We start from the raw sequence: 26,621 nt of genomic DNA, 5'->3' as shown, positions 1-26,621 counted from the left end.
GGACCCCGCCGGCCACAGCCGCTCGTGGGGGGTCCACAGCATTTCGACAGTAAGGGAAGCGGGGGAAGGCGAGGAAAAGTGAGGGAGGGGCCCCTCCGCGAACGGAAGGGCCCCTCGCGGGCGTGCTACAGCGCGACGCCGAGCAGGGCGTCGACGGCCCGGGAGACGACGCCGGGCGCGCTGATGTCCGTACCGCCCCGCTCCTGCTGGAGCGCGGCCCAGCGGTCGACGGCGGCCAGCGCGGCCGGTGCGTCGAGGTCGTCGGCGAGGGCCTCGCGGATCTCCTCCACGAGGGCCTCGGCGGGCGGTCCGTCGGGGCGGGAGACGGCGGCACGCCACCGTCCGAGGCGGGCGACGGCGTCGGCGAGGACCTGGTCGGTCCACTCCCAGTCGGCCCGGTAGTGGTGGGCGAGCAGGGAGAGCCGGATCGCGGCGGGGTCGACTCCGTCGCGGCGGAGCTGGGAGACGAAGACCAGGTTGCCCTTGGACTTGGACATCTTCTCGCCGTCGAGGGCGACCATGCCGGCGTGGACGTAGGCCTTGGCCATGGGGAACTCGCCGGTGAGCACCTGGGCGTGCGAGGCGCCCATCTCGTGGTGCGGGAAGGCGAGGTCGGAGCCGCCGCCCTGGATGTCGAAGGTCATGCCGAGGTGGTCCAGGGCGATGGCGACGCACTCGATGTGCCAGCCGGGGCGGCCGCGGCCGAGGGAGCCGCCGTCCCAGCTCGGCTCGCCCTCGCGGGCGGCCATCCACAGCATCGGGTCGAGGGGGTTCTTCTTGCCCGGGCGGTCCGGGTCGCCGCCGCGCTCCGCGGACAGCACCCGCATGGCGGCGGCGTCGAGGCGGGAGACCGTGCCGAAGTGGGGGTCGGACTCGACGGAGAAGTAGATGTCGCCGTCCAGCTCGTAGGCGGCGCCCGCGTCCCGGAGCCGTTCGACGAGCGGGACGATGCCGGGTATCGCCTCGACGGCGCCTATGTAGTGCTGCGGGGGGAGCATCCGCAGGGCGGTCATGTCCTCGCGGAAGAGGGCGGTCTCCTTCTCGGCGAGGGCGACCCAGTCGACGCCGTCGCGCTCGGCGCGCTCCAGGAGCGGGTCGTCGACGTCGGTGACGTTCTGGACGTACTGAACCTGCCGCTTGGTGTCGAGCCACACGCGCTGCACGAGGTCGAACGCGTTGTAGGTCGCCGCGTGCCCCATGTGGGTCGCGTCGTACGGGGTGATGCCGCAGACGTAGAGACGGGCGACGGGACCGGGGTCGAGGGTGACCGAACCGCCGGTCGCGGTGTCGTGGATCCTCAGGTCGCGGCCCTGACCAGGCAGGGCGGGGACCTCGGAAGCGGGCCAGGCATGCATGTCATGAGCGTAACCCGGACGGATGTTGTGCATACGAGCCGGAGCGGGCCGGATGACCGAGAAGGCGTTCTTGCGTGTTTCCGGCCCGTGTGCATACGGCCGTATACGGCTCGTCACACCGGCGGCCAGGGGATGGCGGGCCACTCTCCGCTCGGCTCGGGGTGCCTGCCGCTCTCCAGGAGGACGTCGACACGCGCGCGTGTGGCGTCCAGTTCGGCCGGGGTGACCAGGGCGGCCAGCGTGCCCGCGAGCGTCCCGGAGGGCTCCAGGGCGGCCTTGAGGCCCTTGAGGACCTCGACGGCCTCTCCGGTCAGGGGCTCCCCCGCCCAGCCCCACAGGAGGGTGCGCAGCTTGTTCTCCGTGTTGAAGGTCACGCCATGATCGATGCCGTAGAGCCGGCCGTCGGCGGTGGGCAGCAGGTGGCCGCCCTTGCGGTCGGCGTTGTTGATCACCGCGTCGAGGACGGCGAGCCGCCGCAGCCGCTCGTCGTCGGCGTGCACCAGCAGCGCGGTCCGCCCCTCGCCGACCTCGGCGAACCCGATCGCCTTCCAGCCGGGCTCCGGTTCCTCGCCGTCGACGAGGGCGAGCAGCTCGGCCTCGGGGGCCACCTCGATCCAGAGCTGGCACATGCCCTCGCCGTACGGCCCCTCGCGCAGCACGGTGGGCGGTACGAGCCCCCAGCCGGTCGCCTCGGAGACCTCGTAGGCGGCGACCTCGCGCCGGGCGAGGTTGCCGTCGGGGAAGTCCCACAGGGGTCTCTCGCCCGCGACGGGCTTGTAGACGCAGGCGGCCTCGCGGCCGTCGTGGGTGACGGTGCAGTACAGGGCCGCGTTGGAGGCGTCGCGGATACGGCCCCGTACGGTCAGCTCGCCCCGGGCGAGGAGGTCGGCGAAGGCCGGGTCGGTGGTCGTCACGCCCCGCGGCGGTATCCGTTCTGGCGCGGACATACGTGTCCTTCCGGGTCGAGCGGCAGGCTGCACAGCGGGCACGGCGGCCGGCCGGCGTTGACGACGTCGAGGGCGCGCTTGGCGAAGGCTCTCGCCTGCGCGCCGGTGAGCCGGACCCGCAGCATCGGGGGTCCGTTCTCCTCGTCCTGGAGGAGCCGTTCCTCGGCCTCGGCGAGATCCTCCTCGGAGTCGGCCTCGAGCTCCACGAGGGCCTGTGCCTCGACGATCATGCGCTGTTCCTCGCCGTCCCAGGCGAGCGCCATGGTGCCGACCCGGAACTCCTCCTCGACGGGGCTCTCGAGCGGGGCCGTGTCGGGGTTCTCGGCGGGCGCCACGGCGGGCACGGCCGCGCTGCCGCCGCTACGGCGTACGACCTCGTCCAGCAGTTCGTCCATGCGCTCGGCGAGCGCGGCGACCTGGGTCTTCTCCAGGGCCACACTGGTCACTCGGGAGCCGGCGGTGGCCTGGAGGAAGAAGGTACGGCGCCCGGGCAGTCCGACCGTACCGGCCACGAAGCGGTCCGGTGGGTCGTAGAGGAACACCTGACGGGACACGTCCTGTCTCCATGGGAGTCGTGGGTTCGGGAACGTCCATGCGCGTACGCGTGTGTCTGGACCGCTTCACCCTACTGCGGCCGACGATCACGGTGCGCCCGCGCCGCCCCCGACCGCCGCGTCACCGCTCGGGGGTTCCTCGCGCGGCGCCAGCGAGGCGAAGTCGCCGGTGTCGCCGAGGCGTACGAGAAAGGGCCGCAGGCGGGTGTAACGGATCGCGGTGATGGAACACGGTTCGACGGAGATCCGCTGGAAGAGGTCGAGATGAAGTCCGAGGGCGTCCGCCACGAGCGACTTGATGATGTCGCCGTGCGAACACATCAGATAGACGGCGTCGGCGCCGTGGTCGCGCTCCACGCGCGCGTTCCACTCGCGCACCGCCTCGGCGGCGCGGGTCTGCATGGCCCGCATGGACTCGCCGCCGGGGAAGGCGGCCGCCGACGGGTGCGCCTGGACGACCTCCATCAGGGGTTCGTCCTTGAGTTCGGCGAGTTTGCGGCCGGACCAGTCGCCGTAGTGGGCCTCCCCGATCCGCTCGTCGGTGTGGACGGGCAGGCCGGGGCGGGCCTCGAGGAGGGGCCGGATCGTCTCCTGGCAGCGTTGCAGGGGGCTCGCGACGACCTCGGTGATCGGCAGACCCTCCAGCCTGGCGGGCAGGGCGGCGGCCTGCGCGGTGCCGCGCTCGTCGAGGGCGACGCCGGGCGTCCAGCCGGCGAGCACTCCGGAGGTGTTGGCGGTCGAACGTCCGTGCCGGACGAGGATCAGGGTGGGCATGCGGCCCAGCGTAGGCACACGCGGGCGTGCGCAGGGCGCCGGGTGAGGGGAGAATACGCTCCGTGATCGTCGACTGCGGGATCTACCGCGACGGGCACCGCGCGGAGGGCTCCGAGGACCTCTCGGACGCGCTCGCCGAGGCGCGCGCGTCGGGCGGGTTCGTGTGGATCGGGCTGTACGAGCCGACCGAGGAGGAGTTCGAGCACGTCACCGAGGAGTTCGGGCTGCATCCGCTGGCCGTGGAGGACGCCCTCAACGCCCACCAGCGGCCCAAGCTGGAGGTCTACCACGACTCGCTGTTCCAGGTGTTCAAGCCGGTCGTGTACGAGCCCGAGAGCGACGCCGTCTCCTCCGGCGAGATCATGGTGTTCCTCGGCGACGCCTTCGTGGTCACCGTCCGGCACGGCGAGGGCTCGCCGCTGGGTGCCGTACGGCGGCGGCTGGAGAACGAGCCGGAGATCCTCGCCAAGGGGCCCACGGCGGTGCTGTACGCGATCGCCGACGCGGTCGTGGACCACTACCTGGAGGTGGTGACCGAACTCGGCACCGATCTGGAGGAGCTGGAGGCGGAGGTGTTCTCGCCGACGGACGGCGGCTCGCGCAACACCGCGTCCCGGATCTACGGCTTCAAGCGGCAGCTCCTGGAGTTCCGGCGGGCCACGGTCCCGCTGATGCCGCCGATGACCCGGCTGGCGGACACCGGTGGGCTCGGCGCGGGACTGCCCTTCGTCAACAACAAGGCGCGGCCCTTCTTCCGGGACGTCAGCGACCACCTCACGCGCGTGAACGAGTCCGTGGAGGGCCTGGACCGGCTGGTCACCGACATCCTCAGCGCGCATCTGGCGCAGATGAGCGTCCGGCAGAACGACGACATGCGGAAGATCTCCGCGTGGGCGGCGATGGCGGCCGTCCCCACGATGATCGCCGGGGTCTACGGCATGAACTTCGAGCACATGCCGGAGCTGCACTGGCTGTGGTCGTACCCGGCGGTGATCGCGCTGATGGCCGTCCTGGAGGTGCTGCTGTACCGGCTGTTCAAGCAGCGGGGATGGCTGTGACTCAGGCGAACTCCGGGGCGGGGGTCGGGGATCCGCCGAGGGCGTCGCGGCGCTCGGGCATCTCCAGGGACACCATCCGGCGCCAGCCCGCGAACCGCTCCCAGGCGTACACGGCCTGGATGCCGGCCGCGAGGACCGCGGACTTGGGCTTCGGCCAGCCGAGGATGCGGCCCATGTGGGCCATGACGGCGAGGCTGACGTCGCGGTAGATCCGGATCTCGGCGAGCGCGCACGCGCGCAGGGTGCGCTGGATGGCGCGGCCGTGTCCGGCGTACGCGAAGCGCAGCAGCTCCTCGTGGCAGTAGGCGAGGTGGTTGTCCTCGTCGTCGGAGATCATCCTGACCGCGCGGCCGATGTCGGGGTGATCGGCGAAGTGCCTGCGCAGCAGGTCCATCTGTTCGGAGGCGCGCTGCTCGGTGACCCGGCTGTGGGCGAGGTAGGTGACGATGTCCTGGACGGTCAGCGGACGGTCGGCGCGGAGCCTGTCGTGGGCCAGGCCGATGCCGCCGCGCTCCAGGAGCATCGTGTAGTCGGTCTCCGGCGGCACCGGGACGGACCGGAGGCCGCGTTTCCTCATCAGGGCGTTGAAGATGCGGCCGTGCTTGTCCTCGTCGGCGCCGTGCCGGGCGATCTTGGGGGCGAGATCGCGCTGGTCCGGCGGGACGAGTGCGGCGATCCGGGCGTTCTCCCAGCCGCCCTGTGTCTCCCCGCCGGCGGCGATGGAGCAGAACAGCGCGAACGACTCGTCGTGGTCGAGGATCTCCTGGAACAGACTCTTGGCCGAAAGCATGCAAATCAGTCAAATGCGGGGTGGTGAAAGCCGCAACAGATGTGTCCGGGGACTCGGCCGAAAGGATGAGGGAACCGGGGACGACGTGGGGCGTAACCGGGTGCGCTCCGGCGCGTTGTTCTCCGTGACGGCCGTGGCGGGGAAGACCCCCGAGCCCCCACCACGGCCGCTGAAACCCCCTTACGCCAGTCCGGCGAGCTCCAGCGCCTGCGAGCCCGCGCGCAGCGAGGCGAGGCGCTCGTCGAGGGTGAAGCCCGCGGGGGCGAGGGTGAGGGTGGTGACGCCGGCGGCCGCGTAGGCCTTCATCCGGTCGGCGATCCGCTCCACCGAGCCCAGCAGCGTGGTCCGGTCGATCAGGTCGTGCGGGACCGCGGCCGCGGCGCCCTGCTTGTCGCCGGCCAGGTACTTGTCCTGGACCTCGGCGGCGGCCTCCTCGTAGCCCATGCGCCGGGCGAGCTGGTTGTAGAAGTTCTGCTTGCGGCTGCCCATGCCGCCGACGTACAGCGCGGTGTACGGGCGGAAGGTGTCCGCGAGCCTCTCGACGTCCTTGTCGTCGCCGACGGCGAGCGGCAGCGTCGGGCAGACGTCGAAGCCCTCCAGGGTCTTGCCGGCCTTCTCGCGGCCGGCCCGGATGTGCCGGAGCGCGGTGTCCTCGATGTGGTCGGCGGACGGGAAGATCAGCAGCGCGCCGTCGGCGATCTCGCCGGTCTGCTCCAGGTTCTTCGGGCCGATGGCGGCGATGTACAGCGGGATGTGCTCGCGCTCGGGGTGCACGGTCAGCTTGATCGGCTTGCCGGGGCCGCCGGGCAGGGGCAGCGTCCAGTGCTCGCCCTCGTAGGACAGACGCTCGCGCGTCATCGCCTTGCGGACGATCTCGACGTACTCGCGGGTGCGGGAGAGGGGCTTGTCGAACGTGACGCCGTACCAGCCCTCGGAGACCTGGGGGCCGGAGACACCGAGACCGAGGCGGAAGCGGCCCCCGGACAGCGAGTCGAGCGTGGCGGCGGTCATCGCGGTCATCGCCGGCTGACGGGCCGGGATCTGGAAGATGGCCGAGCCGACGTCGATCCGCTCGGTCTTGGCGGCGACCCAGCTCAGGACGGTGGCGGCGTCCGAGCCGTAGGCCTCGGCGGCCCAGCAGACGGCGTACCCGAGGCGGTCGGCCTCCTGGGCGACGGCCAGGTTGTCCCCGTCCATTCCGGCACCCCAGTAGCCGAGGTTGATCCCGAGCTGCATGGCCGATTCCCCTTACTGATCAGTAACGACGCTGTCATGCCGACCTTAGCGCGGGTGGCGGGGGGCGGGGAGGGCGGTGTGGCGAGGGTCGCGGGACGGCGGGGGTGTCGGGGAGGGCGGTGGGTGTGGCCTGCGGGGCAGCGCGGTGGGGTCCGGGGGTGACGCGCGGAGATTCCGTTGTCCACAGGCAACCCACGGCCCAGTTCTGGCCAGTAATCTCGGCGTTCATGGAGCAGAGGCATCTCGGCCGCACCGGCCTGCGTGTGTCCCGCATCGGGCTCGGCACCCTGACCTGGGGGCGTGACACCGACGAGCACGACGCCGCGGACCTCTTGAAGACGTTCTGGGAAGCGGGCGGCACCCTCGTCGACACGGCGGACGTGTACGGCGACGGCGAGGCCGAGTACCTGCTGGGACGGCTCATGGACGGGCTCGTCCCGCGCCGGGACCTGATCATCTCCACCAAGGCCGGCAGCGTCCCCGACCCCGACCGCCGCTTCGACGGCTCCCGGGGCCATCTGCTGGCCGCCCTCGACGCCTCGCTCGCCCGCCTCGGCACGGACCACGTCGACGTCTGGCACGTGCACGCCTTCGACCCGGACACCCCGCTGGAGGAGACGCTCCAGGCCCTCGACATCGCTGTCGCGAGCGGCCGCGCCCGCTACGCCGGCGTCTCCAACTTCTGCGGCTGGCAGCTCGCCAAGGCCGCCACCTGGCAGCTCGCCGCGCCGGGCACCCGCACCCGGCTGGCCAGCACCCAGATGGAGTACTCGCTGCTCCAGCGGGGCGTGGAGCGCGAGGTGCTGCCCGCCGCGCTCGATCTCGGGATCGGCCTGCTGCCCTCCTCTCCGCTCGGCCGCGGCGTGCTCACCGGCAAGTACCGGGGCGACGCCCTGCCACCCGACTCCCGCGCCGCCTCCGACCACTTCGCGCCGTTCGTCGAGCCCTACCTCGACGACACCGCGAGCCGCATCGTCGACGCCGTGACGACCGCGGCGGACGGACTCGCGGTGACCCCGCTGCAGGTCGCCCTCGCCTGGGTCCGCGACCGGCCCGGCGTGGCCGCCCCGGTGGTCGGCGCGCGCACCGCGCAGCAGCTCACAGCGGCGTTGTCAGTGGAGGCCCTTACTCTTCCTGACGAGATCTGCCGGGCTCTCGACGATGTGTCGGCGCCCGTGCACCGCTATCCCGATCACGACTGGAGCACGCTGTGAGCACGGAACCGGATTCCTCGGAAGACACCGAGAACACCGGGCCGGAGACACCGGACGGCGACGCCGGCGCCCGGGACACGGTCGAGGAAGGCGGCGGGGGCGCGGCCGAGGAGACCCCGGCGGCACCGGCCGCCGAGGACGCCGGGGGCGAGGCCGCCGCACAGGTCTCCGAGGCCCAGGCCGAGCTCGCCGCGCAGAAGCTGGAGCGGGAGCGGATCGAGCGGCGCAAGGCCGAGAAGGCGGGCCCCGTCGACAGCGGGGCCAAGCTGAGCGGCAGGGCCGCCGACCTGCTCGCGGCGGTCCGGGCCGTGGAGGGCGGGGCCACACCGCCCACCACCGTCTTCAGCGAACCGGAACCCCCACGCCGCCCCGCCGCCCCGGAACCGGTACGGCGCCCCCAGCCGGTGGCCGCCGAGGCCGCGGCCGCTCCCCCGCCCCCCGCCCAGGAGACCGTGACGGCCGTGGGGCGCGTGCTGGCCGACGGCGGCGCCCCCGGAACACTCGCGCCCCAGGTCGCCGGCGCCCTCGGCGAGAGTGCCGAGGACCTGCTGCGCGAGGACCCCTGGCAGTTGCTGCGGGTCCCCGGTGTACGGCCCGAACAGGCCGACGGCTTCGCCCGGACGCTGCTCGGAGCGGAGTGCGCCCCGGACGACGAACGCCGGGGCCGCGCACTGACGGTCTGGCTCCTGGAGCAGGCGGCCCTGGCCGGTCACACGGCCCTGGACCTGCCCACCCTGACGGCGGCCCTCGGCCGGCAGTCCGTGCCCGACGCCGACGCGGCCGTGCAGGGCGCGCTGGCCGAGGGCGAGGCGCTCGCCTTCCAGGACGCCCTGGAGGAGCCGGGGGCCTTTGCCCCGGCCACCGGGGCGGCCCGTGACGCCGAGGGCCCGGAGGACTCCGAGGAGGACGGTGGCGGCGACGGAGACGGTGAGGACGCGCGTCCGGTCCGTGTCCTCGTCGGACTGGAGCGGTACGCGCTCGCGGAGGAGAGCCTCGCCGACGGCCTGGCCCGGATCGTGAACTCCCTGTCCAAGGACGGCGCCGCGCGGACGGACTGGGAGTCGGCCGCCGACTCGGCCTCCCGAGGCGCGGCCGAGCTGATCCGGGCCGTCGCCGGGCACGGCCTGGTGCTGCACACCGGCGGCGAGGCCGCCCGCGCCGAACCGGCCGCGCTGCTCAGCGCCGCCCGTTCCCTGGGCCTGCGCGCGGTCGCGGCCTGTCACACCCCGGACGGGCGGCACCGCCTCGCCGCCCTCGCGGGTGAGGAGGACACCGTCGTCACCGTCGACGGGCTGCTCTCGGGCACCGAGGGCCCCGGCCGGGACGCCGACGGAGCACTCGCCCTGGACCTGCTCATCGTGCTCGACGCGCCGCGCCTCGACGTGGAGAGCGCCGCGATGCTGGTGGAGTCGCTGCCGGACGGCGCCCGGCTGGTGCTGAGCGGTGACCCGGCGGATCTGTGGTCGGCCGGCCCGGGCCGGGTCTTCGCCGACCTGCTCGCGGCCAAGGTGTGCCCGCAGATCGCCTCGCGCGTCCCCGACCCCGGCCCGCTGGGCGAGCTGCTCTCCGGAATCGGCATCGGCGAGCTCAACCAGGTCGAGGCACCCGGCAAGGAGCTGGTGATCGTGCCGGTGCGGGACGCGGCCGAGTGTGTGCACCGGACCCTGCAGCTCGTGCTGGACTCGGTGCCGCGGGCCTTCGGCGTCGACCCCGGCCGGACGGTGGTGATCACCCCGGGCCACGGCGGCGCGGCCGGCACCCGCGCGCTCAACGCCGCGCTGAAGGAGCGTCTCAACCCGGGGCCGGGCCGCTTCGGCGGCTTCGACCCGGGCGATCTGGTCGCCCACTCCCCCGCGCCGGGGCGGACCCGGCTGGGCCGGGTGGAGAAGGCCGACGCGGACGGGCTGCATCTGTCCTGCGCGGGTGCCTCCGTCGTCGTACCGAGGGATCGGGTGGAGCAGTCCGTGCGGCACGGCTGGGCGCTGACCGCGCACCAGGCGGTGGGGTTCCGGTGGCCCGCCGCCGTCGTGGTGCTGCCCGGCGACGCCGCACAGGCCCTGTCCCGGCCGTGGGTGTACTCGGCGTTCGGGCGGGCCGAGCGGCATCTGTCGGTGGTGCACGGGGTCGAGCAGGGGCTGGCGCGGGCCGTCGCCGAGGTCTCGTCGAAGCCGCGGACGACCCGGCTGCCGGTCCTGCTGCGCACCCAGGTCCCGGCGGCGGGCTGAGCGGTCCGGGGGCGAGAACACGGGCGGCGGCCGGGCGGGGTTTCCCCCTCCCGGCCGCCGCCCGTATGCCGTCGCGCTGCCCGCGGACGGCGACCGGCTAGCGCCGCTCGGCGTCCAGCGGCTCGAGATCCCCGTCCAGGTCCTCGCCCTCGACGTCGTCGACGTCCTCGAGGTCGTCGAGCTCGTCCAGGTCGGCCGCGAGACCGCCGTCCACCCCGTCGTCCTCGTCGTCCTCGTCGTCCAGGTCGTCGAAGACCGCGCTGACGTCGAACCGGCAGACCACCCGCTGCGGATCGGCCTGCTCGAACGGCGCCTCCAGCCACTCGCCCGGTTCGGCCGGTTCGTCGGCTGCCAGCACCCACAGCGTGGAGTCGCCCTCCTCCAGGCCGAACTCCTTGTGCCGGGAGGCGATCTCGTCCGGTTCGAACTCGCCGAACAGGATGCCCAGGGCCCCGTGCACGGTGCCCGAGCCCTCCGTGCCCTCGTCGTCCGCCGCCTCGATCCGCTGGGCCTGGGCGAGCAGCCGCTGCGGCTCCGCGACGGCGTAGTCCCGGCGGATCAGCACGCTCAGCGCGTTCGGCTCCTCGGGTCCGGTGTAGGGCGGCAGGGAGTCGTCCGCGCCGGGGATCTCGAAGGGTGTGACCTCGTCGTAGCGGTCGTAGAGCAGTTCGTCGTACGCCTCGGCGGCCGCGGCCAGCTCGTTGAACGCCTCGTAGACGGCCGGGTCGTCCTCCCCCGTCCTGCGTTCGACCGCGGCCAGATGGCGGTCGAGCGCGGTCTTGACCGCCTCGGCGGCGGCGCGTACCTCGGCAGCGGTGGGCTGCGCAGCATCAGACATAGTGCAGACGCTATCCGTACGAGGCCCCAGCCCGCACAATAGATGCGATGCCGGAATACGAATTTGTCGACGTGTACGTACCGCGCGGGGTCTCCCGCAAGGAGGCGACGCGTCTGCTGACCGACCATGCCGAGTACGGACACTGGGAGTTGCACCGCCTCAGCCTGATGCGTGACGGCAGCCGCAGGGTGCGGTTGCGCCGGCGGATCATCCGCCAGGCGCGGGCCACATGGTGAAGTGAGCGGCACAGACGGAGCGGGCCCCGCCGAGGCGGGGCCCGCTCCGTTTCGCCGCCCGGGGTGTCACGCGCAGGCGCGTGCCTTGCGGTAGATCAGCGCGCCCGCGAGCAGCGCGCCCGCGCCGGCCGGCAGGGCGAGGCCGAGCGGGAGCTCGCTGCCGGTCTCCGCGAGCTGGGCGCCGTCGGCGACCGTGCCCGTGCTGCTGCCGGTGGGCTGGTGGGCGGTCACGGAGTGGGCCGGGGTCCCGCGGCCCGGGGTGGACGGCACGGCCTCGGGCCCGGAGGGGGTGGATCCGTGGCCGACCGGCTTGCCCGGCGTCTGGTGTCCCGGCCTGCCCGGCGTCTCGTGGCCGCGGCTCGGCGGCGTGCCGTGGTCGTGACCGTCTCCGTAGCCGCCGCCGTTGCCGCAGTCGTTGCCGAACGTCGGGTTGAGGATCCCGATGACGTCGACGCTGTTGCCGCACACGTTCACGGGGACGTCGACCGGGGCCTGGACGTGGTTGCCGGACCCGACGCCGGGCGAGCCCCCGGTGTGACCGCCCGCCTGCGCGCCCCCGGAGCCCGTGTGCGCGCCGGAGCCACCGTGATGACCGCCGCCGTAACCCTGGTCGTTGTCACCGTGACCGGAGCCGTAACCGGAGCCGGAGCCATAGCCGGAGCCATAGCCGGAGCCATGACCGGAACCGTGGCCGGAGCCGTAGCCGCCCGGCGCGCGGTGGCCGCCGCCCTTGTTGGCACAGGAGTTGCCGAACGTCGGGTTGAGAAGCCCGACGAGGTCGATGGTGTTGCCGCACACGTTGACCGGCACGTTCACCGGCACCTGCACCGTGTTGCCGGACGCGACGCCGGGCGAGTCGGCGGCGTAGCCGTTCGCTCCCGAGTCGGCGTGCGCGTAGCCGCCGGCGGCGGCGATCACCCCCGTGGCCGCCGCCACGGTCATGAGGCTTTTGCGGGTGACCTGTCGCATTGCTGTTTCCTGCTTTCGATCTCGTCCTCGACACGAATTCCCCCATCATTCCAGTTACCGGGAAGCACGTCGGGGAGATTCGGGCCGTTCGAATTCTTCGGCCATTCCTTCGGAAAAGACCGGTCGGCCCCGGAGCGCATGGCGCGCGCTCCGGGGCCGACGGTGTGGACGACCCCTCAGCGGGTCGACGTCACTTGTTGATGCAGACGTTGCCGAAGGCGGGGTTCAGCAGCCCGATCACCGAGATCGTGTTGCCGCAGACGTTCACCGGGACGTGCACCGGAACCTGGATCACGTTGCCGGACACGACACCCGGGGAGTGCACGGCGGCACCCTGGGCACCGGCGTCGGCGACGGCCAGGCCCGCGCCCGCGAGAACCAGCCCACCAGTGGCAGCCGCAGCAGCGACGACCTTCTTGATCATTATTCCTCCTTGTTGGCAAAAGCGATCCGCATCAGTGGATCGCAGTACCTGTAACGAAGGGGAATTAATGAGGCTACGCGCTTATCGGCGCATTCACTCTTCTCAGGAGCCTCCGCACGGGCGCACGAATTCAGGACGCGTCGATGAACCGGTCGAGCACGCGCACGCCGAACTTCAGCCCGTCCACCGGCACCCGCTCGTCGACCCCGTGGAACATGCCGGCGAAGTCGAGCTCCGGGGGCAGCTTCAGCGGGGCGAAGCCGAAGCCGCGGATACCGAGGTCGTCGAAGGACTTGGCGTCGGTGCCGCCGGAGAGCATGTAGGGGACCGCCTTGGCGGTCGGGTCCTCGGCGAGCAGCGCCGCCTGCATGGCCTCGACGAGCGCCCCGTCGAAGGAGGTCTCCAGGGCCTTGTCGGAGTGGACGTCCTCGCGCCGTACGTGCGGGCCGAGGAGGCGGTCGAGGTCGGCGAGGAACTCCTCCTCGTGCCCCGGCAGGAAGCGGCCGTCGACGTGCGCGGTCGCCTCGCCCGGGATCACGTTGACCTTGTACCCGGCGCCGAGCTGGGTCGGGTTGGCGGTGTTGCTGAGGGTCGCGCCGATCAGCTTGGCGATACCGCCGAGCCGGGCGAGCGTGGACTGCATGTCCTCGGGGTCCAGCTCGGTGCCGAGGGCGTCGCCGAGCTCGTCGAGGAAGGCGCGGGTGGTCTTGGTGACCCGGACCGGGAAGGTGTGGCGGCCGAGCCGGGCGACCGCCTCGGACAGCTCGGTGATCGCGTTGTCCTTGTGGATCATCGAACCGTGCCCGGCGGTGCCGGCGACGGTCAGCTTCATCCAGTGCATGCCCTTCTCGGCCGTCTGGATCAGATAGAGCCGCCGCTCCTCGCTCACGGTGAACGAGAAGCCGCCGACCTCGCTGATCGCCTCGGTGACGCCGTCGAAGAGCTCGCGGTGGTGGTCGACGAGGTGGCGGGCGCCGTACAGGCCGCCGGCCTCCTCGTCGGCGAGGAACGCGAGGACGATGTCCCGCGGCGGCCTGCGCCCGGAGCGCATCCGGTCGCGCACGACCGCGAGGGTCATCGCGTCCATGTCCTTCATGTCGACCGCGCCGCGGCCCCACACGCATCCGTCGGCGATCTCCCCGGAGAAGGGGTGGTGCGTCCAGTCGACCGCGTTGGCCGGGACGACGTCGGTGTGGCCGTGGATGAGCAGCGCGGGCCGGGACGGGTCCTCGCCCTCGATGCGGGCCACGGTGGAGGCGCGTCCCGGGTGCGACTCGAAGATCCGCGGTTCGAGCCCGACCTCGGCGAGCTTCTCGGCGACCCATTCGGCCGCCTTGCGCTCGCCGGGACCCGAGTGGTCGCCGTAGTTGCTGGTGTCGATCCGGATGAGGTCGCGGCAGAGGTCCACGACCTCGTCCTCGCCGGTGACGTTCCTGGCCGTGTCGCTCACGCTGCTTCCTCCCGCTGGCACTGCTGGTGGGTCCTCCACATCCTCCCTCTCCGTGCCGCCCCCGCCCAAGACCGGTCCCGGCCCGTCACACCGCGTTCACGCGGGCCGTGCCACCCGGCCGACCTGGGGTGATCGGGCACCCTCGAAAGCCTGGTAGTGTTTACGACGTCGCCGCGAGGGAAACCCCGCGCGACAGACACCTTGTCCGGGTGGCGGAATGGCAGACGCGCTAGCTTGAGGTGCTAGTGCCCTTTATCGGGCGTGGGGGTTCAAGTCCCCCCTCGGACACTTGAGAAGAGCGAGGGTCTCGACCACAGGTCGGGGCCCTCGCTCGTTGTGTGTGGCCGATCTCTCGCCGGCTCCCCCGCGAGCGAAGATCGCACAGGTCACCGCCGGTCACCGGGTCGTCGCACCGTCGTCCGGCATCCCCCGAACGGCGTTCCCGGATGGCTGACAGAAGGGGGCGAGCCTAGCGTCGTACTAAAATTTCCGGCTTGTTACGGAGCCGGCCCGGACAACCCCAGGCAGACCTGCGGGCCCGCCGGCGCCCCGGAGGCTTCCGGGATCGAGACGCGAGGACCGATGGCAGCCATACACGAGAGCAGTGCTCTCGGCCTGCTCGACGAAGAAATCCGCGTACAACTCGGTGACAGGGCTCGCTTCTCCGGCGGGCCCGCCGCTTCCCCCCGCACGCTCGTCGACGTCTTCGAGGCGACCGTGCGCTCGTTCCCGGACGAGCCGGCCCTGGACGACGGCTCCACCTCCCTGACGTACCGTGCGCTCGCCGTGGAGGTGGAGCGGCTGCGCCGCGGGCTCGCCGCCGCCGGGGTCGGGCTCGGGGACCGGGTGGGGGTGCGGGTGCCCTCCGGTACCAACGACCTCTACGTGGCGATCCTTGCCGTGCTCGCGGTCGGCGCCGCCTATGTCCCCGTCGACGCCGAGGACCCCGACGAGCGGGCCGAGCTGGTGTTCGGGGAGGCTGACGTGCGGGCCGTGGTCGGCGCCGGGCACGAGATCACCGCTCATGGCGCCTCCGAGGCGCCGGCCGCCCGGCCGACCGTCGCACACGACGCGTGGATCATCTTCACCTCCGGCTCCACCGGGAAGCCCAAGGGCGTCGCCGTCAGCCATCGCAGCGCCGCCGCCTTCGTGGACGCCGAGGCCGCGCTGTTCCTCACCGACGAGCCCATCGGGCCCGGTGACCGGGTGATGGCGGGCCTGTCCGTGGCCTTCGACGCCTCCTGCGAGGAGATGTGGCTCGCCTGGCGGTACGGCGCCTGTCTGGTGCCGGTGCCGCGCTCGCAGGTCAGGAGCGGGGCCGACCTCGGGCCGTGGCTGGTGGAGCAGGAGATCACCGTGGTCTCCACCGTGCCGACGCTGGCCGCGCTCTGGGAGCCCGAGACCCTCAACGACGTCCGCCTGCTGATCTTCGGCGGTGAGGCCTGCCCGCCCGAGCTGGTGCAGCGGCTGGTGACCGAGGGCCGCGAGGTCTGGAACACGTACGGGCCGACCGAGGCCACCGTGGTGGCCTGCGCCTCGCTGATGTCGGGCGAGGAGCCGGTCCGGATCGGGCTGCCGCTGCGCGGCTGGGAGCTGGCGGTGGTGGACGAGGCCGGCGAGCCCGTGCCGATGGGCGAGAGCGGCCAGCTCGTGATCGGCGGGGTCGGCCTCGCGCGCTACCTCGACGCCGAGAAGGACGCGGAGAAGTACGCGCCGCTTCCCTCGCTGGGCTGGGAACGGGCGTACCGCAGCGGTGACCTGGTCAAGGCCGAGCCCGAAGGGCTGGTCTTCCTCGGGCGCGCCGACGAGCAGATCAAGCTCGGCGGCCGGCGCATCGAGCTGGGCGAGGTGGACGCCGCGCTCCAGGCGCTGCCGGGCGTCGCGGGCGCGGCGGCGGCCGTGCGGACCGCGCGCGGCGGCAGCCAGCTGCTCGTCGGGTACGTCGTCACGCAGGACGGCTGGGACCGGGCCGGGGCCGTGGAGCGGCTGCGGGCCGCGCTGCCGGCCGCGCTGGTGCCGCTGCTCGCGCCGGTCGAGGACCTGCCGACCCGCACGTCCGGCAAGGTGGACCGCAACGCTCTGCCCTGGCCGCTCGACAGCGTCGAGGTGCCGGCCGGCGAGGATCTGTACGGCATTGAGGCGTGGCTCGCCGAGCAGTGGGCCGAGGTCCTCGGCATGCCGGTGACGAGCGCCTCCGACGACTTCTTCGCGATCGGCGGCGGCAGCCTCGCCGCCGCCCAGCTCACCACCCGGCTGCGCACCCGCTACCCCGCCGCGGCCGTCCTGGACGTCTATCAGCAGCCGGTGCTGCGCAAGCTGGCCCGGCGGCTGGAGGAGTCGGCGCACGACGACGGCGGCAGCCGTACGGTCGCGCCGGTCCCGAAGAAGACGCAGTTCGTGCAGCTCCTGCTGCTCCTTCCGCTGTTCACGCTGCTCGGGCTGCGCTGGACGGTCGTTTTGGCCGCGCTGGGCAATGTGCTGCCCGGGTACGGCTGGCTGCCGACCGCGTCCTGGTGGCTGGTGGCCGCCGGAGCGCTGCTCTTCTTCAGTCCGCCGGGGCGGATCGCGGTCGCGGCGGGTGGGGCGCGGTTGCTGCTGCGGGGCGTGACGCCCGGCCGGTATCCGCGCGGCGGGTCGGTGCACGTACGGCTGTGGGCGGCCGAGCGGCTGGCCGAGTTCAGCGGGGCGACCACGCTGACCGGGTCCTGGCTGGAGCGGTACGCCCGGGCGCTGGGCGCCAGGATCGGTCCCGACGTCGATCTGCACTCGCTGCCCCCGGTGACCGGTCTGCTCAGGCTCGGGCGGGGCGCGGCCGTGGAGTCCGAGGTGGATCTGTCCGGGTACTGGCTGGACGGCGACCGGCTGGAGATCGGCGCGGTCAAGGTGGGGGCGCACGCCGTCGTCGGCACGCGCGGGATGCTCTTCCCGGGTGCCCGGGTCGGCAAGCGGGCCGAGGTGGCGCCGGGTTCGGCGGTCACGGGGCAGATCCCGACCGGTCAGCGCTGGGCGGGCGCGCCCGCGGTCAAGCTCGGCAAGGCCAAGCGGAACTGGCCGAAGGAGCGGCCGCAGCGCGGCACGTACTGGCGGGTGATGTACGGCGTGACGGGCGTCGCGCTGAATCTGCTGCCGGTGGCGGCGGCCGTGGCCGCTCTCGCCGTGGCCCGGGTGTTCGTCACACCGGGCGCGGACCTGGCCGGGGCGCTGCGCGGGGCGGTGCTCGCCCTGGTCCCGGCGACGCTCGCCTACGGGCTGGCGTACGCGCTGCTGCTCCTGGTCGCGGTACGGCTGCTGAGCCTGGGGCTGCGTGAGGGCACGCATCCGACGCACGGCCGGGTGGGCTGGCAGGCCTGGACGGTGACCCAGCTGATGGACCGCTCGCGCGAGACGCTGTTCCCGCTGTACGCGGGGCTGGTCACGCCGCTGTGGCTGCGGCTGCTCGGGATGCGGATCGGGCGGGGCGCCGAGGTGTCGACGGTGCTGGCGCTGCCGAGTCTGACGACGGTCGGCGAGGGCGCGTTCCTGGCCGACGACACGTTGACCGCGCCGTACGAGCTGGGCGGCGGCTGGGTGAGGATCGGGCGCGCGGAGATCGGGCGGCGGGCGTTCCTCGGTAACTCCGGGATGACCGCGCCGGGGCGGAGCGTTCCGGACGGCGGTCTGGTCGGGGTGCTGTCGGCGACGCCGAAGAAGGCGAAGAAGGGCAGCTCGTATCTGGGTCTGCCGCCGGTGAAGCTGCCGCGCAACACCGCGGACGGCGACCAGAGCCGTACGTACGATCCGCCGGCGCGGCTGCTGTGGGCGCGCGGTCTGGTGGAGCTGTGCCGGATCGTGCCGGTGTTCTGCTCGGCGGCGCTGGCCGTGCTGACGGTGGCCGCGCTGTGCGCCCTCGGGGTGTGGGCGCCGCTGCTGGGCGGGCTGGTGCTGCTCGGCGCGGGGGCGGCGGCCTGTCTGCTGTCGGTGGTGGCGAAGTGGCTGCTGGTGGGGCGGCACCGCAGCGGGGAGCATCCGCTGTGGAGCTCCTTCGTGTGGCGCAACGAGCTGGCGGACACGTTCGTCGAGGTGGTGGCCGTGCCGTGGCTGGCGGGCGCGGTGCCGGGTACGCCGGTGATGACGGCGTGGCTGCGGGGGCTCGGGGCGCGGATCGGCCGGGGTGTGTGGGTGGAGAGCTACTGGCTGCCGGAGGCGGATCTGGTGACACTGGAGGAAGGAGCCACGGTGGGCCGCGGGTGCGTGCTGCAGACTCACCTCTTCCACGACCGGATCTTGCGGACGGATACTGTGGTCCTCCGTGAGGGCGCCACACTGGGCCCTGGCGGGATCGTGCTGCCCGGCAGCACGGTCGGGGCCCGTACGACCCTGGGTCCCGCGTCGCTCGTCATGGCCGCGGAGTCCGTCCCGGACGACACCCGCTGGCTCGGCAACCCGATCGAGGCATGGCGTCCCTGAACGCGGGCCACTCGGTGACTGCGGGCGGCGCACCGGTCGGTGGTTCTTCGAGTACGGCGCAGGGAGCGGACGCGGAAGTGGCAGTGCAGCAGGCAGTGGGTTCGGACCCGTATTTCCCGGACAACGGCGATCCCCGTTACCGGGTGCATCGCTACGAACTCACGCTGGACTACCGTCCCGGCCCGAACCGGCTGTCGGGCACGGCCCGGATCAACGCGATCGCGGGCCGTGCGCCGCTGAACGAATTCCAGCTGAATCTGGCCGACTTCAGGATCGGACGGGTGCGGGTGGACGGCCGGCAGCCGCACTACACGCACCGCGGCGGCAAGCTGCGCATCCGGCCCGCGAAGTCGCTGCGCGCGGGTGCCGCCTTCACCGTCGAGGTGCAGTGGTCGGGCAATCCCAAGCCGGTGTCGAGCGCCTGGGGCGGGATCGGCTGGGAGGAGCTGACGGACGGCGCGCTGGTGGCGAGCCAGCCGGTCGGGGCGCCCTCGTGGTACCCGTGCAACGACCGCCCGGCGGACAAGGCGTCGTATCTGATCTCGGTCACGACGCCGTCGGCGTACGCGGTGGTGGCGGGCGGGCGGCTGCTGACCCGGACGACCAAGGCGTCCACGACGACCTGGGTGTACGAGCAGTCGGCGCCGACGTCGAGCTATCTGGTCGGGCTGTCGATCGGCAAGTACCAGACGGTGCTGCTGGGCGATCCGGGGCTGGGCGGGGTGCCGATGCACGGGCACATACCGGCGCATCTGCTGCCGCAGTTCTCGCGGGACTTCGCGCGCCAGCCCGGGATGATGGACCTGTTCCAACGCCTCTTCGGGCCCTACCCGTTCGGCGAGTACGCGGTGGTCGTGGCCGACGAGGAGCTCGATGTGCCCGTGGAGGCGCAGGGGTTGTCCCTGTTCGGCGTCAACCACGTGGACGGGGCGCGGGGTTCGGAGCGTCTGGTCGCGCACGAGCTCGCCCACCAGTGGTTCGGCAACAGCGTGTCCATCGCCGACTGGCGGCACATCTGGCTCAACGAGGGCTTCGCGAAGTACGCGGAATGGCTGTGGTCGGAACGGTCGGGCGGCCGGAGCGCTCAGCAACTCGCCGCCGCCGCGCACCGGGTGCTGTCCTCGCGGCCGCAGGACCTGAAGCTCGCCGACCCGGGCCGCAAGTCGATGTTCGACGACCGGCTGTACCAGCGCGGCGGGCTCGCCGTGCACGCGCTGCGGTGCGCCCTCGGTGACGACGCGTTCTTCCGGATGCTGCGCGGCTGGCTCGGTCTGCACCGGGGCGGCGCGGTGACGACGTCGATGTTCACGGCCCACGCGGCCCGCTTCTCCGCGGAGCCGCTGGACGAACTGTTCGAGGCATGGCTGTACCGACCGGCGCTGCCGCCGCTGCCCCTGGCCGAGACCCGCGCGACGGCCTAGCAGAATGGGGGCCATGACCACGCGTTCCTGCCCGTGCGGGCTGCCGCAGGCCTACGACGTCTGCTGCGGCCGCTTTCACCGCGGTACCGCCGCCGCGCCGACCGCCGAGGCGTTGATGCGTTCGCGCTACAGCGCCTTCGTCGTCGGTGACGGGGCGTATCTGACCCGGACCTGGCACCCGCGGACCCGGCCGGCGCGGCTCGACCTGGATCCCGGTGTGCGGTGGACGGGACTGGAGATCCTCGCGACGCGGGACGGGTCCGCCTTCCACCGGACCGGGGAGGTGGAGTTCCGGGCGTCCTTCCGGGGCGGCTCGCTGCACGAGGTGAGCCGGTTCGAGCGGGTGGAGGGGGCCTGGGTGTACGTGGACGGGGAGTTCCCCGAGGCGTAGGGGGCCCGGGTCAGGGGGCCAGGACGTCGAGTTCCTGGAGGGCGCCCGCGGTGATCTCCCGGGTGAGTTGTTCGGCGCGGGGGGCGTCGCCCTCGCGGACGGCCTCGGCCAGGTGGACGTGGAGGGTGACCGCGGCCGGGTCGGGGTCCTCGAACATGACCTCGTGATGGGTGCGGCCGGTCAGGACCTCGGCCACGACGTCGCCGAGGCGGGCGAACATCTCGTTGCCTGACGCGGTGAGGATCACGCGGTGGAAGGCGATGTCGTGCAGGAGGTAGCCCTCCAGCCGGTGGCCGCGCGAGTGGGCGACCATGCCGAGCGCGCACGCGGTGAGCTCGGCGCACTGTGCGGCCGTGGCGTGGCGTGCCGCGAGGCCCGCCGCGACCGGTTCGACCGCCGAGCGCAGGACGGTGAGGGAGCGCAGTTGGTGCGGGCGGTCGGCGCCGGCCAGCCGCCAGCGGATGACCTGCGGGTCGTAGACGTTCCACTCGGCCTTGGGGCGGACCGTGACGCCCACGCGGCGGCGGGACTCGACCAGGTGCATGGACTCCAGGACCCGGACCGCCTCGCGCATCACCGACCGGGAGACGTCGAAGCGCTGGGCCAGTTCGTCGGTGCGCAGCACACTCCCCGGCGGGTACTCGCCGGCCGTGATGGCGGGGCCGAGGGTGTCCAGTACATGGCCGTGCAGACCCCGGCCCGGAGTGGTCATGCACTCAGCGTACGGGGAGGCTCACCCGGTCATAAAGTCAGACTTATTTGTCGTATGCGCTTGAGTTCGTCGTACCTCATCGGTTTCAGTGTCCTCGACATCAGGTGTCGTCCGAAGACAGCGAGGCAGAGATGCGCACCCCCCAGGTCGTCGCGGTGATGGGCGTCACCGGCACGGGCAAGACCACGATCGGTCGTCTGCTCGCCGCCCGGCTGGGTGTGCCGTACGCCGAGGGCGACGACTTCCACCCGCGGGCCAACATCGCCAAGATGTCGGCCGGTGTCCCGCTCGAGGACGCGGACCGGTGGCCGTGGCTGGACGCCATCGGCACCTGGGCGCACGGGCGGGCCGGACGGGGCGGGGTGGTGAGCTGCTCGGCGCTGAAGCGGTCCTACCGGGACCGGCTGCGGGCCACGGCTCCGGGACTGGTGTTCGTGCATCTCGCGGGCGACCGCGCGCTGATCGCGGACCGGATGGGGCACCGGCAGGGCCACTTCATGCCGACCGCGCTGCTGGACTCGCAGTTCGCCACGCTCCAGCCGCTCCAGCCCGACGAGGCGGGGGTCGTCGTCGACGTCTCCGGCACACCCGAGGAGATCACCGAACGGGCCGTGCGGGCGCTCGCCGCCCGGTAGGCCGCGCCCGTCCCGGGTGGGCGGGTGCCGCCGCTCTCACTCGTCCTGCGGGGGTTCCGCCGGGCGGTGCGGGCGGCCCATGATGAGCCGGGGGCGACGACTGGGGGGACGTCATGGCCGTATCGCTGGGGACGCGTGTGTCGGCGCTGCTGTTCGTGGGGGCGGTGGCCGTGGCGACCGCCGCCGTGACGGACCCGGGCGGCTCCCCGCCGCGGGGCGGCGCGAGGACCGACGTGTCCGGCGGGACGGCCGAGGGCTCGGCCGGGGCGATGTCCGGCGGGCCCGTCGCGAAGACCCCGTCCGCGTCGCCGTCGCCCGGGCCCAGCGCGCTGGGGGCCGGCGGCACGGAGGCGGGCGGCGGAGCCCCGCCCGCCCGGGAGGTCTCCCGTACGCCGTCACCGAGCGCTCCCACGACGACGGCGCCCGCCGCTCCCGACTGGTTGCCGCCCGGCCCCGCCTCGCCCGACGCCGATCACCGGCCCGACCCGGACAGCGTGTACGACCTGCTCCGCTCGCCCGACCGGTGCCGGGACGCCCTCGGCCTCGTCCCCCGCGCCTCCACCGGCGACGACTGGAAGATCCTGCGGGGGCTCGCCCACGCCTGTCTCGCCGTCCAGGGACGCGAGGGCGGGAGCTGGGCGGCGGCGGAGCGCGACCGGTCGGCGCTCACGGGGCGGCCGGACACCTGCAAGGGACGGGCGGCCCGGCGGGTGCTGTCCGGTCTGCTCGCCTTCCACCGGGCCCGGCCCTCGGCCACCGCCCGGCTCACCGAGCGCCCGGCCACCGCCACGCCGGCCTGCGTGTACACGATCACCTCGGTCGACGTGGGCGCGGACGGCGAGGCACGGCCCGGCGATCCGCTCCGGATCGAGCTGCGCGGCACCTGCTTCGACCCCGCGGAGCTGCTGCGGGAGGGGTCGGTGCTGGTGGGCGGGGTGCCGGCGGCCGGGCCGCTGCGCGCCCTCGCGCGGTCCGGGGACCGGCTGGTGCTGGCGGCCGTGGTCCCGAACCTGGGCCCGGGCGTCGCACAGGGGTCCGTCGGGGTGACCGTCGACGTGCGGTACGCGACGACGGAGGCGGTGAGGGTGGACGCGTTCCGGGTGCCGGGCCCGGAGGTGAGCGGACCGGCGCAGACCCCCGGCGCGTCCGACGCTCCGCTCAGCGCCGCCAGAGCGGGTGTTCCCGCTCGGCCCACTCCCGGCTGACCGAGCCGGTGCGCATGCCGTGGCGGGCCTCCGGGTCGCCGAGGGCCATGCCGATGTGGCCGGCGAGGACGACACCGATGGTGAGGGCGAGCCAGTCGTGGACGAAGGTCGCGCTGGTGCGCCACATGATCGGGGTGAGATGGGTGAACCACATCATCAGGCCGGTGCCGAGCATCACCAGCGTCGCCCCGGCGATCCAGGCCGCGTAGATCTTCTGCCCGGCGTTGAACTTGGCCGCCGGACGGGACTCCCGCCGCTTGTCCCGGCGCAGGGCGGCCCGCAGCCAGCGGCGGTCGTGCGGACCGAAGCGGTTGAGGTGACCGAGGTCGGCGCGGAACGCGCGGGAGGCGAGGCCCGCGAGCACGGGCACCGGGAGCAGGACGCCCGCGATCTCGTGGACGCGGACCACCAGCTCACGGCGGCCGACGAGCGCCGCGAGCTCGGGGACGTAGAGGAAGGCGGCCGTCAGCACGCACACGCCCATGAGCAGGGCGGTGGTGCGGTGGACCCACCGGACCGCGCGGGTGAAGCGGGGGATCCTGGTCATGGGCGGTGCCTCAGCTCGTAGGCTCATCGTCCCGCCCGTTCGACTTGCCGACCCAGGCGTCGACGTCGTAGCCCCGGTCCTCCCAGTAGCCGGGCTTCACGTCCTCGGTGACGGTGATGCCGGAGAGCCATTTGGCGGACTTGTAGAAGTACATGGGCGCCACGTAGAGGCGGACGGGGCCGCCGTGGTCGTGGCCGATGTCCTTGTCCTGCATGCGCAGGGCGACCAGGACGTCGGCGCGGCGGGCCTGGGCGAGGGTGAGGCTCTCGGTGTAGGTGCCGTCGAAGCAGGTGAAGCGGATCGCGCCGGCCTTGGACCGCACTCCTGCGGCGTCCAGCAGGGTGGAGAGCCGTACGCCCTCGAAGGGGGTGTCGGGCACCCGCCAGCCGGTGACGCACTGGACGTCCTTGACCATGCGGGTCTGCGGCATGGCCCTGAGCTGGTCGAGGGTGTAGGTGGCGGGGCGGTCGACGAGGCCGTCGACGGTGAGGCGGTAGTTCGAGGCGTTCTTGTGCGGGACCGAGGCGGCCACGGAGTAGTAGCGGAAGCCGCCGCCGTTGGGCAGCAGTCCGGTCAGGCCGGTCGGGTCCTTGTCGGCGGCGGTGCCGAGGAAGGCCTCCAGGCCGCGCTGGAGCGGCGGCGCGGCGACGACCCCAAGGGCGCCGAGGGCGAGGGTGCCGAGGAAGACACGGCGGCCGACGGGGGTGCCGCGTTCCTCGGGTGGTTCGGGGTTCACGTATCCATTCGAACACCCGAGGGCGGGGCGGGGCCAGGATTCCCGGGAGCCGTCAGACTTCCGTCATCACTTCTCACCGCCTTCTCAGCCGCGGCGCCGGGGGCCGCTCAACTCGCTCCGGGGCCGAGCGCGGCCGCGCGTGCCGTGCGGAAGGCCGGCCCGGGGGCGCGGTCCGGGTAGGACCAGGGCTCGGGGGTGAGGTGGTCGCCGATGTGCTGGAAGAGGGCGGCCGCCTCGGCGCCGCGGCCCTCGCAGACCTTGGCGTGGGCGAGGAAGTTCAGGTCGACGAGCCGGCGGGGGTGGCCGTCGTGCTCCCACTCCAGCCACCAGTCGAACGCCGCCTTCATCACGTCCCGGGCCCGGGTGTCGTGCCAGTGCCCGGAGGCGGCCGGGTCGGCGGGCGCGAAGCCGTGGCCGGCGAGGACGCGGTAGCGCTCGGCGTGCGCGACGACCGGCAGGATGGCGAGCGGGGAGTCCGCGGGCGCCTGTTCGGCCGCCCAGGCGGCGAAGTCGTAGACCTCGTGCAGCGGGTCCGGGCCGCTCGCGGCGCGGCGCTCGGCCAGCCGGGCGACCATCAGATGGTGGGCGTGGTGGTGGTCGCGGTGGCGGGCGCGGATCTCCTCGAAGATCCGTACGGCCTCCGCGCCGCCGTCGCGTGCCAGCAGGAGCAGGCCCAGCCAGGGGGTCGGGTCGGCGGACGCGGTGTCGGCGGCGGCCCGGCAGGCCGCGCGGGCGACGGCCTCGTCCGCCCTGCCGCGCAGGGCGCGGCGGACCTGGGCGAGGGCGTGCAGGACGCGCCCGTCGGGGCAGCCGGGTTCGGCGAGGAGCCAGTCGTGGGCCCAGGCGGCGGCGTACGGTTCCCGGGCGAGGACGGTGATCCGGTGGGCGCGGCGGTCCCAGTCGTCGCCCGTGTGGGCGAGCAGGGAGCGGGCGGCCTGCCAGCGGCCCTGGGACAACGCGGCTCGGGCGGCCACCAGTTCGGTGTCGTCGAGGGCCGGGTCGGGGGTCCGGGCGGCGGCGCGTCGGCGGCCGCGACGGGAGAGTGGGGGTAGGGGCACCGCGGGACTTCCTCATCCTCCTCGGTGACGGCTCTGGCATCGGCCCGCGATCGGCCGATCACGCACAGCAAAGCCCCAGCCACCGCCCGCGTCAAGGGCCATACCTCCGTGACAGGTGTTAACCACCGTGAGCGGAGGGGAAGTTGAGAACGCGCTTGGGCTGGTGGGGCCTTCGGTGCGGGGGCCGTGACCAGGCCGATGTGGCGTACGCCATGGCGCGGCCCGGCGGGAGCCCACACCATGGGCTTACGGTCTCCGCGCCCCGCGGCCCTCGCCGCCCGGTGCCGCGAACCGAGTCAGGCGCCCGGTTCCGGGTGCGCCCCGGCCGCATCGGGGTACTCCCGGACACAGCTTTCCGGGCACTCCCAGGGGCATGCAGGACGCTGGGAGGCTACAGTCGGCCACTACGCACCCCGTCCGTGGTCCGACCGGATGATCGAGGTACGCAGCGTGTCGGTTCTGGTTCTTGTTCTCGCCGTGAGTGCCGCCTGTTGCCTGGGCTTCGGGTTCGTGCTCCAGCAGAACGCCGCCCAGAAGGCACCGCTCGGCGACTTCCTCTCGCCCCGGCTGCTGCTGGACCTGATCAAGGTGCCGCGCTGGCTCGGCGGTATCGGTCTGATGGTGGCCGGCATGGTGCTCGGCGCGATCGCGCTCGGGCAGGGCGAGGTCTCCCTCGTCGAACCGCTCCTCGCCACGAACCTGCTCTTCGCCCTCGCGCTGTCCCGCCACCAGACCAAGCAGCCCCTGGGCCGCCAGGGCTGGGCGGGCCTGGTGCTGCTCGCGGGCGGGGTGACCGCGTTCATCGTGGCGGGCCAGCCGCAGGGCGGCACCGCGGTCAGCGATCCCCTGCGGCACTGGCTGATCATCGGGGTGATGGTCGGTCTGGCCCTGCTGCTCACGACGTACGCCAAACGCTCCCGCCTCAGCCAGGGACCGGTCCTGCTCTCCCTCGCGGCCGGTCTGCTCTACGGCGTCCAGGACGCCCTGACCCGGGTCAGCGGCCAGCGCTTCTCCGCGGCCGGGCTCGCCGAACTGCTGACCGGCTGGCAGCCGTACGCGGTGCTCGCGCTCGGTGTGACCGGGCTGGTGCTGGTGCAGAGCGCCTTCGAGACGGCGCCGCTGCGGATGTCGCTGCCGGCGCTGACCGCGGCCCAGCCGCTCGCCGGGATCGTCTGCGGGGTGGGCTTCCTCGGGGACCGGCTGCGCACCGACACCGGGGCGCTGGCCTGGGAGGCGGCGGGGCTCGCGGCGGTGGTCGCGGGCATCGTCCTGCTGGGCATGCACCCGGCGATGCCCAGGGGCGCGGCACCGCGCGAGCGGATCACCAGCCTCCAGCCGCAGTAGCCCCGACGGCTGCGGGCACCCGGCCGCGCCGCCCGCGCGCGCCTGCTTGGATGGGC

24 protein-coding genes and 1 tRNA gene are annotated in these 26,621 nt (G+C 73.3%); 11 read left to right on the top strand and 14 right to left on the bottom strand.

Translation table 11 applies throughout. The annotated features are described in order from the left end of the window. Positions 1 to 125: 125 nt before the first annotated feature. The 4 genes from mshC to OG852_RS38030 all read right to left on the bottom strand — a co-directional run bounded on the left by mshC (position 126) and on the right by OG852_RS38030 (position 3,630). A complete protein-coding gene (gene mshC, locus OG852_RS38045; protein ID WP_133913509.1) occupies positions 126 to 1,355 on the bottom strand; it encodes a cysteine--1-D-myo-inosityl 2-amino-2-deoxy-alpha-D-glucopyranoside ligase in 1,230 nt (409 codons plus the stop codon). A 113-nt stretch (positions 1,356 to 1,468) separates the two neighbouring features. Continuing rightward, the gene (locus OG852_RS38040; RefSeq protein ID WP_133913510.1) at positions 1,469 to 2,302 is read right to left on the bottom strand and encodes an SCO1664 family protein; all 834 of its coding nucleotides are present in this window, start codon (positions 2,300 to 2,302) and stop codon (positions 1,469 to 1,471) included. Continuing rightward, positions 2,266 to 2,856, bottom strand: a complete 591-nt coding sequence (locus tag OG852_RS38035) for a DUF3090 domain-containing protein (RefSeq protein WP_133913511.1) — start codon at positions 2,854 to 2,856, stop codon at positions 2,266 to 2,268. Before OG852_RS38035 ends, OG852_RS38040 begins: the two co-directional genes overlap by 37 nt. An 87-nt stretch (positions 2,857 to 2,943) precedes the next feature. After that, on the bottom strand, positions 2,944 to 3,630 hold the full coding sequence (locus OG852_RS38030; RefSeq protein ID WP_133913512.1) for a histidine phosphatase family protein: 687 nt from the start codon (positions 3,628 to 3,630) through the stop codon (positions 2,944 to 2,946). Positions 3,631 to 3,692: 62 nt separating this feature from the next. On the opposite strand from OG852_RS38030, the gene corA reads away from it, so the two are divergent. Next, complete coding sequence (gene corA, locus OG852_RS38025; protein ID WP_166663571.1) at positions 3,693 to 4,688, top strand: magnesium/cobalt transporter CorA; 996 nt, start codon at positions 3,693 to 3,695, stop codon at positions 4,686 to 4,688. 1 nt (position 4,689) lies between these two features. Here corA and OG852_RS38020 read toward each other — a convergent pair whose 3' ends face one another. Next, on the bottom strand, positions 4,690 to 5,478 hold the full coding sequence (locus OG852_RS38020) for a ferritin-like domain-containing protein (protein WP_133913513.1): 789 nt from the start codon (positions 5,476 to 5,478) through the stop codon (positions 4,690 to 4,692). Positions 5,479 to 5,658: 180 nt separating this feature from the next. Then, positions 5,659 to 6,714, bottom strand: a complete 1,056-nt coding sequence (locus OG852_RS38015) for an LLM class F420-dependent oxidoreductase (protein ID WP_133913514.1) — start codon at positions 6,712 to 6,714, stop codon at positions 5,659 to 5,661. A gap of 227 nt (positions 6,715 to 6,941) precedes the next feature. On the opposite strand from OG852_RS38015, the gene OG852_RS38010 reads away from it, so the two are divergent. Further along, positions 6,942 to 7,928: an aldo/keto reductase gene (locus tag OG852_RS38010; RefSeq protein ID WP_133913515.1), complete on the top strand. Its 987-nt coding sequence runs from the start codon at positions 6,942 to 6,944 to the stop codon at positions 7,926 to 7,928. After that, the gene (locus tag OG852_RS38005) at positions 7,925 to 10,153 is read left to right on the top strand and encodes a helix-hairpin-helix domain-containing protein (protein WP_330350276.1); all 2,229 of its coding nucleotides are present in this window, start codon (positions 7,925 to 7,927) and stop codon (positions 10,151 to 10,153) included. Before OG852_RS38010 ends, OG852_RS38005 begins: the two co-directional genes overlap by 4 nt. A 97-nt stretch (positions 10,154 to 10,250) precedes the next feature. On the opposite strand, the gene OG852_RS38000 is transcribed toward OG852_RS38005, so the two are convergent. Next, positions 10,251 to 10,991, bottom strand: coding sequence for a hypothetical protein (locus OG852_RS38000; RefSeq protein WP_133913517.1), 741 nt, complete (start codon positions 10,989 to 10,991; stop codon positions 10,251 to 10,253). A gap of 47 nt (positions 10,992 to 11,038) precedes the next feature. Between OG852_RS38000 and OG852_RS37995 the strand changes: the two genes are divergently transcribed. Beyond that, positions 11,039 to 11,227: a DUF5703 family protein gene (locus OG852_RS37995; protein ID WP_030381515.1), complete on the top strand. Its 189-nt coding sequence runs from the start codon at positions 11,039 to 11,041 to the stop codon at positions 11,225 to 11,227. Positions 11,228 to 11,293: 66 nt separating this feature from the next. Here OG852_RS37995 and OG852_RS37990 read toward each other — a convergent pair whose 3' ends face one another. The 3 genes from OG852_RS37990 to OG852_RS37980 all read right to left on the bottom strand — a co-directional run bounded on the left by OG852_RS37990 (position 11,294) and on the right by OG852_RS37980 (position 14,091). Then, on the bottom strand, positions 11,294 to 12,196 hold the full coding sequence (locus OG852_RS37990) for a chaplin (RefSeq protein ID WP_133913518.1): 903 nt from the start codon (positions 12,194 to 12,196) through the stop codon (positions 11,294 to 11,296). A gap of 190 nt (positions 12,197 to 12,386) precedes the next feature. After that, positions 12,387 to 12,620, bottom strand: coding sequence for a chaplin ChpH (chpH, locus tag OG852_RS37985; protein ID WP_133913519.1), 234 nt, complete (start codon positions 12,618 to 12,620; stop codon positions 12,387 to 12,389). Positions 12,621 to 12,750: 130 nt separating this feature from the next. Further along, a complete protein-coding gene (locus tag OG852_RS37980) occupies positions 12,751 to 14,091 on the bottom strand; it encodes a M20/M25/M40 family metallo-hydrolase (RefSeq protein WP_443064602.1) in 1,341 nt (446 codons plus the stop codon). A 182-nt stretch (positions 14,092 to 14,273) separates the two neighbouring features. Here OG852_RS37980 and OG852_RS37975 point away from each other — a divergent pair. The 4 genes from OG852_RS37975 (at position 14,274) to OG852_RS37960 (ending at position 20,328) form a co-directional block, all read left to right on the top strand. Beyond that, a tRNA-Leu gene (locus OG852_RS37975) sits at positions 14,274 to 14,358 on the top strand. Positions 14,359 to 14,652: 294 nt separating this feature from the next. Beyond that, positions 14,653 to 18,516 (top strand): Pls/PosA family non-ribosomal peptide synthetase, encoded by a 3,864-nt coding sequence (locus OG852_RS37970; RefSeq protein ID WP_330350275.1) that lies wholly within the window; start codon positions 14,653 to 14,655, stop codon positions 18,514 to 18,516. 77 nt (positions 18,517 to 18,593) lie between these two features. Next, complete coding sequence (locus tag OG852_RS37965) at positions 18,594 to 19,937, top strand: M1 family metallopeptidase (RefSeq protein ID WP_133913522.1); 1,344 nt, start codon at positions 18,594 to 18,596, stop codon at positions 19,935 to 19,937. A gap of 13 nt (positions 19,938 to 19,950) precedes the next feature. After that, on the top strand, positions 19,951 to 20,328 hold the full coding sequence (locus OG852_RS37960; protein ID WP_133913523.1) for a YchJ family protein: 378 nt from the start codon (positions 19,951 to 19,953) through the stop codon (positions 20,326 to 20,328). Positions 20,329 to 20,338: 10 nt separating this feature from the next. Here the strand turns inward: OG852_RS37960 and OG852_RS37955 are convergent, their stop codons facing one another. After that, positions 20,339 to 21,040 (bottom strand): FadR/GntR family transcriptional regulator, encoded by a 702-nt coding sequence (locus OG852_RS37955; RefSeq protein ID WP_133913524.1) that lies wholly within the window; start codon positions 21,038 to 21,040, stop codon positions 20,339 to 20,341. Positions 21,041 to 21,171: 131 nt separating this feature from the next. Between OG852_RS37955 and OG852_RS37950 the strand changes: the two genes are divergently transcribed. After that, a complete protein-coding gene (locus OG852_RS37950; protein ID WP_330350274.1) occupies positions 21,172 to 21,675 on the top strand; it encodes a gluconokinase in 504 nt (167 codons plus the stop codon). A gap of 113 nt (positions 21,676 to 21,788) precedes the next feature. Next, complete coding sequence (locus OG852_RS37945) at positions 21,789 to 22,880, top strand: hypothetical protein (RefSeq protein WP_330350273.1); 1,092 nt, start codon at positions 21,789 to 21,791, stop codon at positions 22,878 to 22,880. On the opposite strand, the gene OG852_RS37940 is transcribed toward OG852_RS37945, so the two are convergent. From OG852_RS37940 to OG852_RS37930, 3 genes are all read right to left on the bottom strand, one after another. Then, complete coding sequence (locus tag OG852_RS37940; RefSeq protein WP_133913527.1) at positions 22,834 to 23,454, bottom strand: cytochrome b/b6 domain-containing protein; 621 nt, start codon at positions 23,452 to 23,454, stop codon at positions 22,834 to 22,836. The genes OG852_RS37945 and OG852_RS37940 overlap by 47 nt on opposite strands. Further along, entirely contained in the window at positions 23,438 to 24,163 is a 726-nt protein-coding gene (locus OG852_RS37935; RefSeq protein ID WP_133913528.1) for a molybdopterin-dependent oxidoreductase, read from the bottom strand. Before OG852_RS37935 ends, OG852_RS37940 begins: the two co-directional genes overlap by 17 nt. Before the next feature lie 107 nt (positions 24,164 to 24,270). After that, positions 24,271 to 25,221 carry a hypothetical protein gene (locus OG852_RS37930; RefSeq protein WP_133913529.1) on the bottom strand — a complete coding sequence of 317 codons (951 nt, stop codon included), beginning with the start codon at positions 25,219 to 25,221 and terminating at the stop codon, positions 24,271 to 24,273. 450 nt (positions 25,222 to 25,671) lie between these two features. On the opposite strand from OG852_RS37930, the gene OG852_RS37925 reads away from it, so the two are divergent. Continuing rightward, positions 25,672 to 26,565, top strand: coding sequence for a DMT family transporter (locus tag OG852_RS37925; RefSeq protein ID WP_133913530.1), 894 nt, complete (start codon positions 25,672 to 25,674; stop codon positions 26,563 to 26,565). Positions 26,566 to 26,621: the final 56 nt, after the last annotated feature.

The organism is Streptomyces sp. NBC_00582 (genome assembly GCF_036345155.1).
In the GTDB taxonomy this organism is placed as follows: domain Bacteria; phylum Actinomycetota; class Actinomycetes; order Streptomycetales; family Streptomycetaceae; genus Streptomyces.
This window is presented reverse-complemented; position numbering and strand designations above follow the sequence as displayed.